The following is a 14,185-nucleotide window of genomic DNA, read 5'->3' as shown; positions in this document are numbered from 1 at the left end:
CCCGGCCGCCGGGGGGAGGGGGCGGCCGGGCCCGGGGGTGTCAGGGGGTCGCGCGCTCGGCGGTGGCGCGGGCGAGGGCGTCGAGGGCGAGGTGAAGGCGGGCGGCGGCGGTGTCGGCGCCGCAGCCGACGGCCGTCCCGAACTGGAGGGACTCGCGGGCCGCCTCGGCGGCCTCCCACGCCTTCACTCCGTGCTCACTGGCCGGGGGGTGGGCGTCGAATTCGAGGTAGACGAGGCCGAGCTCGGCGGCGCACCGCCCGAGCTGGGGGTGACGGTCGGCGCGGTGCTGGTCCGCCTCGGCGGCGAGCTCGCGGGCAATCTGGCGGTAGACGCTCTCGGCCATCACTTCTTGCCCTCCTTCTCTTTCGCCTTCTTGGCGGCGGCCTCGGCCTTCTTGGTGGCTCGCCGGACCGCCGCGGCCTGGGCGGCGCGGCGGATCAGGGCGGGGCCGAACAGGACGAGGGCGAACACCAGGGCGCCGATTCCGGCGGACCAGTCCCACCCGAGCTCGGGCGCGAGGGTGATCGTGGGGTAGATGCCGGCGGGGGCCGCGAGGATCAGGAGCCGGGGCGGGTTGAACGTGGCGCTCATCAGTTCTCCCTCTCGGCCTTGACGGCGTCACGGAGCTGCATCGCGTACCGGTAATTGCCGCCGCCGATGACGTTCCGGACGTTGTTCACGGACAGGTCTCCGGCGCCGCCGGGAAGGACGTCGGCGAGGGAGCGGACACGTTCGAGGTCGGCCTCGTCGAGGGGCTTGTTCGGGACCTTCGGAGCGGTCCGTCCGGTGAGGCGGCCGAGTGCCTGCTTCCCTTTGCGCCCAAGGGTTTTCGCGGTTCGGCCACCCTTGCTCGGACCTCCGTTCGGGCCCTTCGAGGAGCGGCGCGCGGCCGGTCCGTCGTCGCCGCCGTCACCGCCGAACACGTCGTCGAGGAGCTGCTCGACCATGAGGGATTCGACCCCCACGCCGTGGGCTGCGGCGAGGGCCTTGTCTGCCTCGCCTCGGTGCGCAACGACACCGGCCGTGACGGCGAGGTCGGCGCCGTGGGTGTCGCGCCACGCGTCCGCCCACGCCTTCTCGCGGTCGACGGCGCCGTACGGGTGCGCGGTCAGAATGTCGGTGTACCGGGCGTAGACGGCGGGGAACCGGCGGCGGCGCTTGCGGTCGTGCCGGCGGCGGCGCCGGGCCTCCTTGCGCTGGGCCTTGGTGCGGGTGGCCTTGGTGCCGTGGCGACCCCACCCGCGGACCTCCCAGAAGAACACCCCGGCGTACGAGGCGGCGGCGAGGACCCAGGCGAGCCACCCGCCGGACGGGCCGGGTGCGTGCGAGTAGTTGATGACGGCGGCGAACGTGGCGCACGCCCACATGACCACCCGGAAGCGGCCGACGGGGCGGCCCTCGCGCTTGGCGCGCTCACCGCTCACGGTGGCCACCCATGCCCCGGCTTCCAGCATCACGGCCAGGCACAGGCTGATGATCCCGGGGAGGTTCTCCCCGTTGAGGGCGCGGAGCTGGAAGTACAGGGCCGGGACGATGCCGCACGCCATGACGATCAGGGCGCCGACGGTGTCACCCTCCTTGCCGAGCTTGGCGAACAGCTCGGCGCGGGCCTTCTTCCGCTCGGCCTTGCGGCGGGCCTTCTCGCGCTTGCGCTCGGCGCGGAGACGGCGCTCCTCCTCCTGCCGGGCCTCCTTGTCCTTGCGGAGCTGCTCGGCGCGGCCCTCTTCCCGGATGCGGGCGGCCTCGGCCTCGGCAAGGCGTTCCTGGCGGATGGCCTCGGCCTCGGCGAGGCGGTCGCGGCGGTCCTCCTCGCGCTCGTTCTTCCGGTCGAGGCGGCGCTCCTCGTAGAACGACGTACTCACTTGGCGATCTCCTTACGGGCGCCCCGGCGGACAAGGGGGCAGATGGGGCAGTGGGGGAAGGGGCGGCCGACCCGGTCGGCGCGGATGCCCTCGGCGGCGAGGAGGGCGCCGACGGCGGCGGCGATGATGGCCTGTCCGGTGTGTCCGGCGATCAGCGAGACGAGGAACCAGTCGGCCAGGAGGAAGAGGGTCAGGGCCCCCGTGGCGATGTGGTGGACGGCGGCGGCGAAACCGGCGACCGAGACGACGAGGACACGGCGGGCAACGGTGGTCATCGGGTGGCCTCCTGGTCCTGGTCGAGGGCCTCGCGGTCACTGCGGCGGCGGTTCTCGGCGGCCCAGAGCTCGGCGCACCGGGCGGCCTGGTGGACGTCGGTCCGGCGGGTGAAGCCGTGGGCGGTGAGGGTCTCCTCGGAGACGGCGCCGACCAGGGCGCACGCGGCGGCGGTCATCGGGCCGTGCGGGGGGTCGGGACCGACGGGACCGCGGGCGGGAGGGGCGCGGTCGGGGATGCCGGCGGGGCGGTGCGGGGGCGGGGAAACGTCGCGGCCACGCGGACGGCGAGGCGGGCGAGGACGGCGGCCCCGGCGAGGAACGCGGCGGCCTTGGCCCCGGTCACCAGGGCGGTGAGGAGGGTCACGACGAGCGGCGCGGCGAGCTGGGCGAGTCCCGCGAAGGCGAGGACCAGGACCAGGAGGGCGGCGGGGTGCAGCCGGTCGGCGGAGCCGAGGAGGGCGCGGGCGGCGCGGGCGGCGGAGTGGCGGGTGATCACGCGGCCCACCCCTCGGCGAAGTCGTCGGCCTCGTAACCCTGGGCGTCGTCCTCGCGCTCGATCTCCTCGACGATTCCGGCGATCACGTCGAGGGACGCGCCGCGCGGGATGAGGTCCGAGTCGGCCATGTCGACCAGCGCGTACAGGCGGGCGAGCTCGTCGAGCTCGTTCTCGTCGCCGCCGATGGGGCCGAGGATGAGGTCGACGTCGAGGCCGAGCTCGGCGGAGAGGTCGAGGCGGGACGGGACAGTTCCGGTGGCGGAATCGGCCGTGCCGATTCGCAGGTTAAGCGCGGTTTCGGGCATGGTGGTGCGCACGCGGAATCACTCCTCTGTCGTGTCAGGGGAGTCCGCCGAGCGGCCCCGGTGTGCGTGGACTAGACGCCCCGGGGCCGCGCCCTTTCAGGCGTGGCGGACCACAGCAACTCAGGCCCCAGGGCCCTCGTTGGTGCCGTTTGATCGGCACGACATGAGTGAAGCACTGAATGGAATCCATTGCAATAGTCTTGGATTCCATTCATGCTTGTGTCGGTAGCAAGCGCCACGGAATGGCTTCCAGATAAGGTGACCCGCATGACAGAGGACGAGCCGCGCCGAGCGACCTTTCGCGCAGTCGCCGACGAGGTGCGCACGCGCATCCAGCGGGGCACTTACGCCCCGGGTGCCAAGCTCCCCACGGAGGGGGAGCTCGCCGACGAGATCGGCACGAATCGGGGGACCGCCGCACAGGCATTGCGCCTGCTCGCCTCCGAGGGACTGATCGACAAGAGCCGCCGGGGCATGTTCGTGCACCGGATCGTCAAGAAGATCGTTCGGGACTCGACGTCGCGCTACGTCCGGGCCCGCCGCGAAGAGGGGCAGGCCCGGGGGGCGTTCGAGGCCGAGATCCGCGGCCTCGGCATGACCCCGTCGAGCGTCACCACCACCAAGCACGTACGGCCGCCGGCATGGGTGGCGGACCTCCTCGGGGTAGACGCGAACGATGTGTCGACCCTCGCCCGCGTCCGGCGGATGCTCGCCGATGACGTACCCGTGCAGCTCGCAACGTCGTACCTCCCCCTCGCCATCGCCGAGGGGACCAGGCTCGAAGAGATCGACACGGGGCCGGGCGGGTCTAAATCACGCCTCGCCGAGCTCGGTCACGCGCAGGCCACCATCACGGAGGAGATCGACGTCCGTCCTCCTACCGCCGAGGAGGTCGCGGGCCTCGACATGCGGGAAGACCAGCGCGTTTACGAGATCGCCCATATCGGGCGCACCGAGGACGGCCGCACGGTCGAGGTCACCGTTCACGTAATGCCCACCCACCTGTGGCGCCTGTCCTACTCCTGGCCGCTCGGCCCCACCCACTGACCACCCCACCGGAAGGGATCACGCACATGGCACAGAACACCATCGGCGCAAACGGCGGCATCGTCCGGGACGCGCGCAGCCGGTACCGCACCGAGAACCGCGAGGCGAACGGCGCGCACGGCGCGTACGAGAGCGAGACGCGCCGCAGCGGCGGGGCGCCCCGGGCCGAGGTGACGGTGAGCCGCGCCGAGGCCCCGGCCGACGTCGCCGAGCTGCTCGGCGTCGAGGGGCCGGTCGTCGTCCGCGCCCGGCGCATGTACGACGGTGAGCGCCTGGTCCAGCTCGCCGACACATGGATTCCGGCGGACGTCGCCGAGGCCGCCGGTATCGAACAGGTCGACACTGGGGCGGGCGGGATCATCTCCCGGATGCGCGAGGCCGGTTTCGACCAGGGCGCCGAGGCCGTCGAGGACGTCGACCAGCGGCCCGCCACGGCGGACCAGGCCGAGGCCCTCGGCGTCGAGGAGGGCGAGCTCCTCCTCACCGTGACGCACGTCGGCCGGACCGCCGAGGGCCGGGTCGTCGAGGTCACCCGGCACACCCTCGGCCGCGGTTGGACCCTGCGCTACGCCGCGCCGCTCGACTGACGCACCCGCACAGCACAGAGCGCCCGCCCCCTCCTCGGGGCGGGCGCTCTGTCGTTCCGGTCCGCGGTGCCGGCGCCTTCCGGGTCAGTCGTCGTCGGGTGCGCTCCCGAGCCACGCGACAGGGTGTCCCTCGGCCGTGATCCCCCAGTGCGGTGCGGTCGAGTCGTGGCCGGTGTCGAGTACGCAGATACGTCCCCACCGGCCGTGTTTCCCGGGACACGTCCGCGTGAGGGCGTCGAGGTCGGCCTCGCGTACGGCTCGGTCGTAGCGGTCCCGGAAGGGCTGGAAGCGGGGCCGCAGCTCCTCGCCGAGGAGGGCCTCGGCCCGCTCGATCTCCTCGCCCAGGCGCCGAACCTCCGGATCGGACACCACGGCGGCGATGGCGGTCTCGGCCTCCCACCACGCGCGCCGCCGGGCGTGCTCCTCGACGGCCGCCGCCACCCGGTCCGGCGTCGAGCTGTCCGCCATCGCTCCCCCCGCCGGCATCAGGGCCCCGAGACGATAGCGACGATCAGAACCTCGCGCCGGGCCTCGTCGACCCGGTACAGGACGCTGGTCCACGCCATCCGGCCACCGACGGTGAGTAGTGCGGTGTAGAGGCCGCCGACCCGGTCCGGGTACAACTCGCCGCAGGTGTACGGCGAGGCGTCGACTCGCTTCTCGAAGCCGAGGACGGCGGCCCGCTCCTCGGCCGTGGCCGTGGCCAGTCCGGCGCGGCCGGTCTCGCTGTAGACGACCGCCCACGGGGTGCCTTCGGTCACCGGCTCGCCTCCTGGTGGCCGTCGGCGCCGAGGATCTCCTCGGACGTGAAGCGCGGGGCGGCCGGGTCGGTCGAGGCTGCGACGGCGGCGAGGATCTCGGGCCGGGTCCGCATGACGAGGCGGTGCCGCCACGCGCGGACGAGGGCGGCGTACTCCTCGGGGTCGTCGAGGTCGAGCTCGCCGAGCTGCGCCTCGAACTCCTCGCGGTCCGCCGCCGAGGCCGCGGTGAGGGCGGCCCGCAGTTGCGTGACGGTGCGCGGGCCGCCGCCGTGTTGGGTGCGGTACGGGTTGGTCGGTTCCTCGGCGGGGAGAGCACTCACGGGGTCACTCCTTGGGGGACTCGGCACCCGCCGGGCGGGTGCGAATGGTGATCCGGCCGTGGCCGTCGTCGGCCTCCTCGTACGGGGTGCCGGCGGCGTCGAGCTGGGCCCGGGTGACGGCGAGGGCGCTCGTCTTCCCCGACCCCGACTGACCAACGAACAGGGCCCGTTGCGTGTCCGGCGAGAACCGGCTCACGCGGCCCACGGCGATGATCTCCTCGGCGAGGCTGCGGGCCTCCGGGGTGAACAGGGCGGCGGCCTCGTCGAGCATCGGGGTAACCGGGAGCTCGGTCTCACTGCGCGACGGTGCGGGGAGCAACTCGCGTGCCTGGGGGGCGGTTTCGGGCTGGTCCATGGGAGTCCTTCCGGACGTCAGGCGAGGACGGGGCGGGCCTGGTGCTCGACGGCGGCGACGACCCGCCTCGGGATCATCACGCGGCGGTGGCACCGCTCTTACGTGCGGCCCTGCCTCCTTCCCCCTTCGCTCCCCGACTCTTGGACTTGCTCCCACGCTCGGCCTTCCCCGCCGCGCGCTCCTCGGCGGCCCGGTCGAGCCATCCGGGGTATCGGTCCTCAATCAGGGTCCGGAGGTACTGCGCGGCGATGCCGGCCTCGCGGGCGACGGCGGACAGATGGCCGTACGCGGTCGAGGTCATGGCCTCTTTCACGGTCGCGTCCAGCAAGGCCGCCTTGTCCTTCTTGGCCTGGGCCTCGGACGCCTCGGACGCCTCTCGCAGTTCCTTGATCGTCTTCACGGGGGTGTCAGTCATACCCCGAGGATGACACGTCCGGAGATTCACTACAAGCAAGACTTGTAGTTGACGTGCAACCGTGGAAGAGTGTGCACCGGTCGGGCCGGAATCGCCGGACCCCGCTAGCTGCCGTTATGAGCCCAGCTCACAAAAAGTGAGGTCAGAGCATATGGGGAAGTTCGCAGCCGCCTTGAGTACCAGCGAGCGCACGCTCCGGATCACGGTCGCGGCCCTGATGCGCGCCTGCGGCGAGAATCAGACGTCGCTCGCCGCGGGTCTGCGGATCACTCAGGGGCAGGTCTCGCGCAAGCAGACCGGCGCCGCCGCTTGGTCCCTCGGGGACATCGACCGCCTGTCCGCGCACTACGGCATCCCGGTTCCTGACCTCCTGTGCGGCCCGACGCACGCCGTGGAAAAGCTCTCCCCCCGGCGCATCGCCGCCGTGGTCGGCGGATCGCAGGAGGTCATCACGGTCTGACCCGGTACAGGCTGCGCGCCTGTCCCTCGACCCGCTCCACACATGCGAAAAGCCCCGTCGGGGTCATAGGAGGTGGCTCTCCTACCCGTCCGAGGCTTCCGCATGGACCCTGCTCTAGGTCTGTGGCGGAGTCTACCCGCGCACCCCCGGGTGAGACACCGCAGCGGACGGAAAGGCCGATTAGTGGCACCCCACCGTGATATCAGCCCTGACGACTGCCCCAACTGCCACAAGGTTTACGGGGCCCTTGAAGAACACCACACGGCCGACCCTGAGACGTGGCTCACGACCGAGGCCCTCGGTCGAATCGTCGGCCTCAAGAAGCGCGCCACGCAGGATCACTTGGCGCACCTGTTCGCACACTCCCGCATCGACGCCGACCGGCGCACGCCGCTGGGCGGCGGCATCGGTCAGCCGCTCTTGCCGGGGGCCCAGGAATGGGCGGCGAACGTGGTTGCGCCCGACCCCACCTGTGCGAAATGCCTCGTCGCCCTCGCCGCCATCGGATGGGAGGGACAGGTCCACATGGAGGAGCTCGCCAAGATCGCGGGCGTGAGCCTGCGGACCATCGAGCGCCACCGGCCGCACTTGGTGCGCGCGGACCTCGTCGCCTTCCGCCCGGTGCCGATCCGGGAGAACGGGAAGAACCTCGGTCGCAAGGCGGACCGCTTCACCCTGTTGAGCGGGTTCACCGCGCCGCGCCTGGAAGGGGCGGCACTGGAAGCGGTGCCGGCACTCGCCGAGTCCATCATCGACCGCGTCCGCTGGTTCGTCGGCGTCACCGACGAGGAGCGCGCCCTCGCCGCCAAGTCTGTTGCCTGGTGCCTGCGGAACGGGTGGCCCGAGGAGGCCCTCCTCCGCGCCCTCGACGCGACGGAGAACCGGCAGGCGTACCGGCCGAACGGCTACTTGGACAGGCTCCTCCGCAAGCTCCCGGCCCAGTACGTCATCCCGGCCCGACAGGTGGTCACCCAGCGCACCGCGCCGCGCATGGCCGAGTGCCGGGTCTGCCGAACCGCCGTCAAGACCACGTTGCCCGGCAACGTCTTGTGCGGCGGCGGTGTGTGCCTCGACCCGCCCGCCCCCGCCCCCGTCTTCCGGATTGCCTGAGAGGAGCCGTGACCATGGGAAAGCTGATCGACGCAATGCGAGCGCGGTTCCAGACGCGCAGCGCCCCCAAGACCCCGAGGGGCCAGTTCAACGCCCTGATGCGCAAGGAGAAGGGCAACACGGCGAAGGTGGCCGAACGCCTCGGCGTCTCCCGCCGGACGGTGCAGCGGTACGTCAAGGGCGAGCGGAACATCGCCAACTCGAAGCCCGAGATCCTCGACCGCTTGCAGAAGGAGGCCGTCAAGGACCACCAGCCGCGCGTTACGGCGCGGGCGCAGAAGGAGGCCCAGCAGCGCGGTATGACGATCGAGACCCGGGCGTCGTTCGGGTTCACCGCGGGCCCGGACAGTACGGATGACCCTCGCGTACGTCGCCTCACCGAGGACGTGCCCGACCACCTGATTCCGCAGGTGTTCGACGCCCTGCGGGCGGGTGACGAGGACGAGTTGAACCGGCTCCTCGGGCAGGGGCTCGCCGAGGAGTATTTCCGCACCCCCGGCACCGACGCCGAACAACTCGACGTCGAGTTCAAAGACATTGACTACGTGGAATTGGACCTCCGCTGATGACCGAGAAGACCTACGCCGCTCCGCTCCTGGTCCTCGACGCCGAGGGCGGGGTCCTCATCGCCCACCGCACGGACGTACAGCGCATGGACGTGCCGGCGGACGTCGTCGACCTGGCGACGGCCGCCGAGTGGGCCGTCGCGTACGGCCTGGGCGCCGGTCCCCTCTCGCAGTACGGCGAGGAGTCCGGCCCGCTCCTGGTCCTCACCGAGGGCGCCGTCGAGGCCCTCGGCCTGCCCGCCCGGCTCGACGACCGCAAGCGGCTGCGGGTGCCGGACGACCACCCGGCGGTCAAGGCCGTGGAAGAGGGCGGGTGGAAGCTCTCCCGCGCGGGCCTCGCGCCCTGGTCCTTCCTGTACCGGGACCGCGTCGAGGTCTACGTCGCCACGATCCCGTGGGGTGCGTTCGCCGATCACCTCCGGTGGGGTGGGATTGAGGACGTCGCCGCCGACCCGGCCGCCCTCGCGTACGTCCTCGGCCAGTACGCCGAGCGCGTGATCACGCCGACCGGCTCGACGGCCGCTTGCAGCCTCGCCCTGATGACCGCGCTTCGGCCGCCGACCCGGCTCGTCCGGGACCGGGGTACCGGACGGCCCCACCGGGTGCCGGTCGAGGGTTCGCTCTCCGCGCCGGTCGACCCGGCCCCGCCCGAGGCGCCGGACGAGCACCCGCTCGCCAAGGACCGCACCCGGGACGAGGCCAAGGACCCGGCGCACGTCCTCGCCGAGGAGGCCCTCGCGTGGCACCGGGCGCCGACCGAGGCCGAGGCCGCCGCACCGTACGTCGTCGGCCTCGACATCAACACGGCGTTTCTCGCGGCGGCCAACCGCTTGACGGTGGGCATCGGCGAGGCCGTCTACACCGACGGGCCGCGGTTCGACAAGAAGGTTCCGGGGTCCTGGCTCGTCGACCTGTCCGGCGCCGAGCTGCGCACGAAGGATCTCGTCACCAAGGCATGGAAGACGCTCCCGGCCGAGTTCCCGAGTCCGTTCACCCCGGACGGGAAGGCGCCGACGGGCCCGGCCTGGTACGCGACGCCGACCCTGGCGTACGCGGTCGAGCTGGGGATCGAGGTCCGGCCCATCGCCGCGTGGCTGCGGCCCGAGGCGGGCGGGTACCTCGACCTGTGGCACAACAGGTTGCGGGATGCCTACATGGACACCCTCGCCGATCTGGGCATCACGGCCGACATGGACGAGGAGGCTTTCCTCTCGGCCATGTCCACCGTCAAGGAGCGTGACCCCGAGGCCGTCGCCCTCCTGTCGGCGATCAAGCAAACGGCGAAGGGCGGTATCGGCAAGCTGCGAGAGAAGCCGCAGGGGAAGCGCGAGGGGCGTAACGCGCCGTGGCCGGCACTCAAGCGGCCGACGTGGCGGCCGGACATTCGCGCCGCCGTGATCAGTGCGGCGCGGGTCGGCGCCCACCGGAAGATGGTCAAGACGTGGAACGCGCTCGGGTTGGTCCCGCTCGCGGTCCTGTCTGACTGCGTGATCTACCCCTCGGCGCACCCGACGGCCCGCGCGGTCGTGCCGCGCAAGCCCGACGGGACGCCCCTGCCGGGGGGGTTCCGCCTCGGCCCGAACCCGGGCTACTGCAAGGAGGAGGGCGTCCGGCCGATGGAGTGGTTCCGAGAGACGGTGGCCAAGGGCGCGAATCCCGCGAGGTTCATCAAGGAAGGCCGGGACGCGGGTCGCGAAGAGTAGGGCGGACCGCGCACGGCAGGGCGGGCCCCGGTAGGCAACTACCGGGGCCCGCCCCTTTCGCTGCGCGAACTTGGACCACAACTGTGAGTTTCACTTGTAGTTGTAGTGCGACTGTGCGAAAGTGTCCGGAGATCAGCACCCCGAACACAGGAGCCGCGCCGAATGCCTGCCGAGTACGCCACCCGAACCCGGATCGCCGTCGCCCGTGGCCGCGCCGAGGCCGCCGTCGAGTTCCCCCCGGCCGCGGGGAAGGGCAAGGCCCGCGCCGCCGCCGCCCGCCGCCTCGCGGTGATCTACCGGGTGGAGGCCCGCCACCCGTACAGGACGCTGCACTACAACCCGGCCAGTCCCGACGCCCCGGCGCCGACGCCCGACGAGCTGCGCCTCGACGTGTCCGGCGACCCCGAGCGCCTCGCCCGCTACCTGTCCGCTGTCCCGCGCTACCTCGCCCGCGTCGAGGCCCTGACCACCAAGGCCGTCCGCATCTACGGCCGGTGGGCCCGCAGCGCGGCCGGTGAGGAGGCCCTCGAATGCACCGATGCCGGCGGGGCCCGCGCGTACGCCCGTCGGTTCCGTGCCGACGCGTTCGCCGCCGTCGCCGACTTCCTCGGGATCTCCGCGCTTCCCCGGTACGTCGACCCGGCCGCCCCGATGTGGGACCAGGCTGCGCGTATCGCGTGGGACGTCGTCAAGGCCGAGGGCCCGGTGTCCCTGTACGCCATGCACGACGAGGCCGAGGCCGAGGAGCTCCTCGCCGCCGCGGACCACACCCAGGACCCGGCCGCCGAGGCGTTCGAGCGTGAGCTCGCCGAGCTGCGCGCCGCCGAGCACCGCCGCAGTGCCCGCCTGTTCGCCGCCCTCGACGGCGAGGAGCTCCCGGCCGACGAGGCGCCGGTCGAGGAGGCCGCGGCCGAGGACGTCGTCGAGGACCAGGAGGACGAGGAGCTCCCCGCCGTCGAGCTCACCCCGGTACAGCGCCGTTGGCTGCACACCGCCGCCGCGCACCCGGAGGGCTTCCTCCCCGCGTCCGTGAACCTCCGGACGGCGCGCTCCCTGGGGGCGGCCGGGCTCGTCCAGTGGACGCGGCCCCAGGGCCGCACGGTGCCCGTGGCCGAGGCCGTGTGGAAGCTCGACGCGGGAGAGGTCCGGATCACCGCGGCGGGCCGCCGCCGGGCCGCGGCCGAGGAGCGCGAGCGCGTCGTACTCGTGGCGTGCGGGGGCCGCAAGGCTGTGTATGCCGACGGAGTCCGCAAGGGCGAGCCGGTGATCGGCGAGCGGGCCGGGGCGCTTTACGTGGGGAGCTACCACCGGGCGATGCGCCGAGCGGCCGACGTCCTCACCCAGGGCGGCCGGTCGGGGCGGGTGCTGATCCTGTCGGCCAAGTACGGGCTTGTCGAGCTCGACCGGCACCTCTTGAACTACGACCTCAAGGCCGGTGACCCGGGCACGGTCGACGGCGAGACGCTGCGCCGGCAGGCGCACGAGCTCGGGATCTCGGGGGCGGCCGTGACGGTGCTCGGCGGCCGGGCGTACGTCGAGCTCGCCGAGGAGGTCTGGGACGAGCTCGCCGCGCCGCTCGCAGGCACGCGGGGGATCGGCGAGCAACTCGCCCGACTCGCCGCCATCTACGACCCGGACCGCGCCGCCGTCGAGGCCACGGCCGAGGACGTCGTCGAGGACCAGGACCAGGAGGACGAGGAGCTCCTCGACCCTCCCGCCGCCCCGGCGCGGCCGGTCGAGCTCGTCCCCGACGCACGGCCGCGCGGGCGGTCGCACCCCCTGTCGCGCCCCCTGTCGGCGCCCTGCCCGGTGTCTGGTGTGACCAGGGACGACGCCCCAGTTCCCCCGGCCCTGCGGGCGCCCCGACAGGGGAGGAGGCACGGAGGCGGCGGGGCGTGTCCCTCGAACCGGTGGACCGCGCGCGGCCTCGCCGACCTGTGCCGGGACACGTACGGGGGATAGGGGTCCGCGCCGAGCGGCCACGCCGCGCCGCGCGAGTGAAAAGCGGCGCCGGGATCACGGATGCGGCGGATAGCCTTCCGCCATGTCATCACTGATGTTCCAGCTCCCTGAAAAGGGCCGCCGCGTGACCTTCGTCGGCAAGGGCGGGTCGACCAAGACTCACACCCTCGCCCACGTCCGCGGCCACTGGGCCCGCATGGGCTACCCGACGAACGCTATCGACTCCGACCAGCCGGGCGAGGACGAGGACGGCTCTCTCTACACCTGGGATCAGATGTGCGGCGGCATGGTCAAGGGCCGCCCCGTCAAGGCGCAGTACAGCGCGCTTCACCTCCCGGGGACCATCGCCGAGGAGACCCCGGCCGGTGGCCTGCTCGGCATCGACACCGGAGCATGGTCCAACACCCCCGGCGGTACGCATCACTCGGCACTCGCCATGTCGGATCTCGTCGTTCTGTGTCTCCAGCCCGCCGAGGGTGAGCTCCACCGGTCGGCGTCCGTGTGGCTCGCCCTCAAGTACCTGGAAGACACCACGGGGCGCCGCCCCGAGCTCGTCGTCCTGTTCACCCGGACCCACCACACCGCCAAGGCCACCGACGACGCCCGCCGCGCCCTGGAGAAGCGCGAGATCCCCGTATTGGAGAGCACCGTCCCGAATCAGCAGGGCGAGCACGGCTACTCGCGGGCGTTCGGGAAGGCACTCGCTCTCGACGACGACGACCCCATGCATAGGGTGGCTGTCGAGATCCTGACGAAGGTGGCGATTCAGTAGATGAGCATGGATGCAGTGTTCGGCGACGCCTTGGCCACCCGGGGGCGGGGTGTGGGGACGGGCAAGCCCGAGAAGCCCGCAGTACCCGCCACGTTCACCGCGCCCGGAGTGCCGGCACCCGCGGGAACCCCGGGAGTCGAGGCCGCTCCGGAGACTGAGGCCGGGGCGGCGCCCGCCCCGGCCGAGGGGGGCGTCCCGCCAATTGGCGGGAAAGTGTTCGATGCGAATTCGAACAACGACGAGGGGGGCGCACCGGCCACCACCGGGGCGGACGACACGGGCGACGCCGTGAGTCCGCTCTCCGAGGAGGACCGGCTCCTCCTGAGTCAGTGCGAGGGCCGGATTCAGGCGTTCGGGAAGGCTGCGGCCGACGCGGGCGAGGCGTTCGACACGATCAAGGACAAGGAGCTCCACCGGCACTACCGGATGACGTGGGCCGAGTACACCATGGCCCGGTGGGGGGTGTCGGTCTCGCAGGTCGACCGCCTCATTGCGGCGGCGCCGGTCATGCGGGAGCTGTCCATCCCGAACGAGGGCACGGCGCGCGAGCTCGTCCCCGCCTACCGGGAGTGGGGCGCGGACTCGGCGCGGGCGCTGTGGAAGGGCACCAAGGAGGGGTCCGAGAACAAGCCCACGGCCAAGGTGTTGCGAGCGGCCGTGCAGAGCGCGAAGGAACGCGTCGGGGACGGAAAGAAGATCCCGGCGCCGGACAAGCTCGAAACCCTCGCGCGCAAGACCGTTGCCCGGGTCGTGAAGGAGGAGGCGGCGGCCAGGGCAGAAAAGGCCGCCGCGAAGAAGGCGCCGGCACCGGCACCGGCCGCCGCGGGGGAGGCCGAGAGAAACGGTGCGGACACGTCGAGCGCACCGGCCGGTGAGGCGTCGGCGTGGGTTCTGCCCGACAGTGCGGTGACCGAGTTCTCTCGCCTGTTCATCGCCCAGGCTGAAGCGACGGGCCGCCCGCCCGAGGAGATCGCCATAGAGGCGTACGACGTGCTGCGCAAGCACTACGGCACGGCGGGGAACCAGGCCGCCGCGTAGGCCGCCACAGAAACCGCCACACGGCGCGGCCCCGGGAGTTCGAGCTCCCGGGCCCGCGCCGTTTCGGTGCCTGCGTTCAGTCGGCGGCGGGGACGGGGCGGCCGACGTCGACGAGGAGTTCCACGGGCACGCCCTCGCGGCACCACTTCAC

21 protein-coding genes are annotated in these 14,185 nt (G+C 72.4%); 9 read left to right on the top strand and 12 right to left on the bottom strand.

From position 1 onward, the window contains the following. Positions 1-40 precede the first annotated feature (40 nt). The 7 genes from ACZ56U_RS39175 to ACZ56U_RS39145 are packed head-to-tail and all read right to left on the bottom strand — an operon-like array spanning position 41 to position 2,950. Entirely contained in the window at positions 41-343 is a 303-nt protein-coding gene (locus ACZ56U_RS39175) for a hypothetical protein (RefSeq protein WP_469088716.1), read from the bottom strand. Then, positions 343-591: a hypothetical protein gene (locus tag ACZ56U_RS39170; protein WP_469088715.1), complete on the bottom strand. Its 249-nt coding sequence runs from the start codon at positions 589-591 to the stop codon at positions 343-345. Before ACZ56U_RS39170 ends, ACZ56U_RS39175 begins: the two co-directional genes overlap by 1 nt. Then, positions 591-1,862: a DUF2637 domain-containing protein gene (locus ACZ56U_RS39165; RefSeq protein WP_469088714.1), complete on the bottom strand. Its 1,272-nt coding sequence runs from the start codon at positions 1,860-1,862 to the stop codon at positions 591-593. The genes ACZ56U_RS39170 and ACZ56U_RS39165 overlap by 1 nt, the downstream gene beginning before the upstream one ends. Continuing rightward, positions 1,859-2,137: a hypothetical protein gene (locus tag ACZ56U_RS39160; RefSeq protein ID WP_469088713.1), complete on the bottom strand. Its 279-nt coding sequence runs from the start codon at positions 2,135-2,137 to the stop codon at positions 1,859-1,861. The genes ACZ56U_RS39165 and ACZ56U_RS39160 overlap by 4 nt, the downstream gene beginning before the upstream one ends. Further along, a complete protein-coding gene (locus tag ACZ56U_RS39155; protein ID WP_469088712.1) occupies positions 2,134-2,313 on the bottom strand; it encodes a hypothetical protein in 180 nt (59 codons plus the stop codon). The genes ACZ56U_RS39160 and ACZ56U_RS39155 overlap by 4 nt, the downstream gene beginning before the upstream one ends. After that, positions 2,310-2,633: a hypothetical protein gene (locus ACZ56U_RS39150; protein ID WP_469088711.1), complete on the bottom strand. Its 324-nt coding sequence runs from the start codon at positions 2,631-2,633 to the stop codon at positions 2,310-2,312. Before ACZ56U_RS39150 ends, ACZ56U_RS39155 begins: the two co-directional genes overlap by 4 nt. After that, positions 2,630-2,950, bottom strand: a complete 321-nt coding sequence (locus tag ACZ56U_RS39145) for a hypothetical protein (protein WP_469088710.1) — start codon at positions 2,948-2,950, stop codon at positions 2,630-2,632. Before ACZ56U_RS39145 ends, ACZ56U_RS39150 begins: the two co-directional genes overlap by 4 nt. Before the next feature lie 255 nt (positions 2,951-3,205). On the opposite strand from ACZ56U_RS39145, the gene ACZ56U_RS39140 reads away from it, so the two are divergent. Together ACZ56U_RS39140 and ACZ56U_RS39135 are read left to right on the top strand one after the other, a co-directional pair. After that, complete coding sequence (locus ACZ56U_RS39140; RefSeq protein ID WP_469088709.1) at positions 3,206-3,985, top strand: GntR family transcriptional regulator; 780 nt, start codon at positions 3,206-3,208, stop codon at positions 3,983-3,985. Positions 3,986-4,011: 26 nt separating this feature from the next. Next, a complete protein-coding gene (locus tag ACZ56U_RS39135; RefSeq protein ID WP_469088708.1) occupies positions 4,012-4,572 on the top strand; it encodes a UTRA domain-containing protein in 561 nt (186 codons plus the stop codon). Between the two features lie 84 nt (positions 4,573-4,656). Here the strand turns inward: ACZ56U_RS39135 and ACZ56U_RS39130 are convergent, their stop codons facing one another. From ACZ56U_RS39130 to ACZ56U_RS39110, 5 genes are all read right to left on the bottom strand, one after another. Continuing rightward, a complete protein-coding gene (locus tag ACZ56U_RS39130; RefSeq protein ID WP_469088707.1) occupies positions 4,657-5,040 on the bottom strand; it encodes a hypothetical protein in 384 nt (127 codons plus the stop codon). Positions 5,041-5,057: 17 nt separating this feature from the next. Beyond that, entirely contained in the window at positions 5,058-5,333 is a 276-nt protein-coding gene (locus ACZ56U_RS39125) for a hypothetical protein (protein ID WP_469088706.1), read from the bottom strand. Then, positions 5,330-5,653, bottom strand: a complete 324-nt coding sequence (locus tag ACZ56U_RS39120) for a hypothetical protein (protein WP_469088705.1) — start codon at positions 5,651-5,653, stop codon at positions 5,330-5,332. The genes ACZ56U_RS39125 and ACZ56U_RS39120 overlap by 4 nt, the downstream gene beginning before the upstream one ends. A gap of 4 nt (positions 5,654-5,657) precedes the next feature. Then, positions 5,658-6,008, bottom strand: coding sequence for a hypothetical protein (locus ACZ56U_RS39115; protein ID WP_469088704.1), 351 nt, complete (start codon positions 6,006-6,008; stop codon positions 5,658-5,660). A 76-nt stretch (positions 6,009-6,084) separates the two neighbouring features. Next, a complete protein-coding gene (locus ACZ56U_RS39110; RefSeq protein WP_469088703.1) occupies positions 6,085-6,423 on the bottom strand; it encodes a hypothetical protein in 339 nt (112 codons plus the stop codon). A 151-nt stretch (positions 6,424-6,574) separates the two neighbouring features. On the opposite strand from ACZ56U_RS39110, the gene ACZ56U_RS39105 reads away from it, so the two are divergent. The 7 genes from ACZ56U_RS39105 (at position 6,575) to ACZ56U_RS39075 (ending at position 14,034) form a co-directional block, all read left to right on the top strand. Then, on the top strand, positions 6,575-6,883 hold the full coding sequence (locus ACZ56U_RS39105) for a hypothetical protein (RefSeq protein ID WP_010645433.1): 309 nt from the start codon (positions 6,575-6,577) through the stop codon (positions 6,881-6,883). Positions 6,884-7,225: 342 nt separating this feature from the next. Then, the gene (locus ACZ56U_RS39100) at positions 7,226-7,993 is read left to right on the top strand and encodes a hypothetical protein (protein ID WP_469088702.1); all 768 of its coding nucleotides are present in this window, start codon (positions 7,226-7,228) and stop codon (positions 7,991-7,993) included. A gap of 14 nt (positions 7,994-8,007) precedes the next feature. Further along, positions 8,008-8,559, top strand: coding sequence for a telomere-protecting terminal protein Tpg (gene tpg / locus ACZ56U_RS39095; protein WP_469088701.1), 552 nt, complete (start codon positions 8,008-8,010; stop codon positions 8,557-8,559). Beyond that, positions 8,559-10,262: a telomere-associated protein Tap gene (gene tap / locus ACZ56U_RS39090; RefSeq protein WP_469088700.1), complete on the top strand. Its 1,704-nt coding sequence runs from the start codon at positions 8,559-8,561 to the stop codon at positions 10,260-10,262. The genes tpg and tap overlap by 1 nt, the downstream gene beginning before the upstream one ends. Before the next feature lie 162 nt (positions 10,263-10,424). Beyond that, complete coding sequence (locus ACZ56U_RS39085; protein WP_469088699.1) at positions 10,425-12,224, top strand: DUF6884 domain-containing protein; 1,800 nt, start codon at positions 10,425-10,427, stop codon at positions 12,222-12,224. An 82-nt stretch (positions 12,225-12,306) separates the two neighbouring features. Next, positions 12,307-12,996, top strand: coding sequence for a hypothetical protein (locus ACZ56U_RS39080; RefSeq protein WP_469088698.1), 690 nt, complete (start codon positions 12,307-12,309; stop codon positions 12,994-12,996). A 213-nt stretch (positions 12,997-13,209) separates the two neighbouring features. Beyond that, the gene (locus tag ACZ56U_RS39075) at positions 13,210-14,034 is read left to right on the top strand and encodes a hypothetical protein (RefSeq protein WP_469088697.1); all 825 of its coding nucleotides are present in this window, start codon (positions 13,210-13,212) and stop codon (positions 14,032-14,034) included. The last annotated feature ends 151 nt before the right edge of the window (positions 14,035-14,185 follow it).

Source organism: Streptomyces sp. NPDC034103, assembly GCF_055575395.1.
The sequence above is the reverse complement of the archived record's forward strand: the minus strand, read 5'-3'. Positions and strand labels throughout refer to the sequence as shown.

Bases quoted from the DNA above. Each gene is read 5' to 3' on its own strand.
- ACZ56U_RS39175 (WP_469088716.1), bottom strand. From the start codon at position 343: ATGGCCGAGAGCGTCTACCGCCAGATTGCCCGCGAGCTCGCCGCCGAG.
- ACZ56U_RS39170 (WP_469088715.1), bottom strand. From the start codon at position 591: ATGAGCGCCACGTTCAACCCGCCCCGGCTCCTGATCCTCGCGGCCCCC.
- ACZ56U_RS39160 (WP_469088713.1), bottom strand. From the start codon at position 2,137: ATGACCACCGTTGCCCGCCGTGTCCTCGTCGTCTCGGTCGCCGGTTTC.
- ACZ56U_RS39155 (WP_469088712.1), bottom strand. From the start codon at position 2,313: ATGACCGCCGCCGCGTGCGCCCTGGTCGGCGCCGTCTCCGAGGAGACC.
- ACZ56U_RS39140 (WP_469088709.1), top strand. From the start codon at position 3,206: ATGACAGAGGACGAGCCGCGCCGAGCGACCTTTCGCGCAGTCGCCGAC.
- ACZ56U_RS39135 (WP_469088708.1), top strand. From the start codon at position 4,012: ATGGCACAGAACACCATCGGCGCAAACGGCGGCATCGTCCGGGACGCG.
- ACZ56U_RS39130 (WP_469088707.1), bottom strand. From the start codon at position 5,040: ATGGCGGACAGCTCGACGCCGGACCGGGTGGCGGCGGCCGTCGAGGAG.
- ACZ56U_RS39115 (WP_469088704.1), bottom strand. From the start codon at position 6,008: ATGGACCAGCCCGAAACCGCCCCCCAGGCACGCGAGTTGCTCCCCGCA.
- ACZ56U_RS39110 (WP_469088703.1), bottom strand. From the start codon at position 6,423: ATGACTGACACCCCCGTGAAGACGATCAAGGAACTGCGAGAGGCGTCC.
- ACZ56U_RS39105 (WP_010645433.1), top strand. From the start codon at position 6,575: ATGGGGAAGTTCGCAGCCGCCTTGAGTACCAGCGAGCGCACGCTCCGG.
- tpg (WP_469088701.1), top strand. From the start codon at position 8,008: ATGGGAAAGCTGATCGACGCAATGCGAGCGCGGTTCCAGACGCGCAGC.
- tap (WP_469088700.1), top strand. From the start codon at position 8,559: ATGACCGAGAAGACCTACGCCGCTCCGCTCCTGGTCCTCGACGCCGAG.
- ACZ56U_RS39085 (WP_469088699.1), top strand. From the start codon at position 10,425: ATGCCTGCCGAGTACGCCACCCGAACCCGGATCGCCGTCGCCCGTGGC.
- ACZ56U_RS39080 (WP_469088698.1), top strand. From the start codon at position 12,307: ATGTCATCACTGATGTTCCAGCTCCCTGAAAAGGGCCGCCGCGTGACC.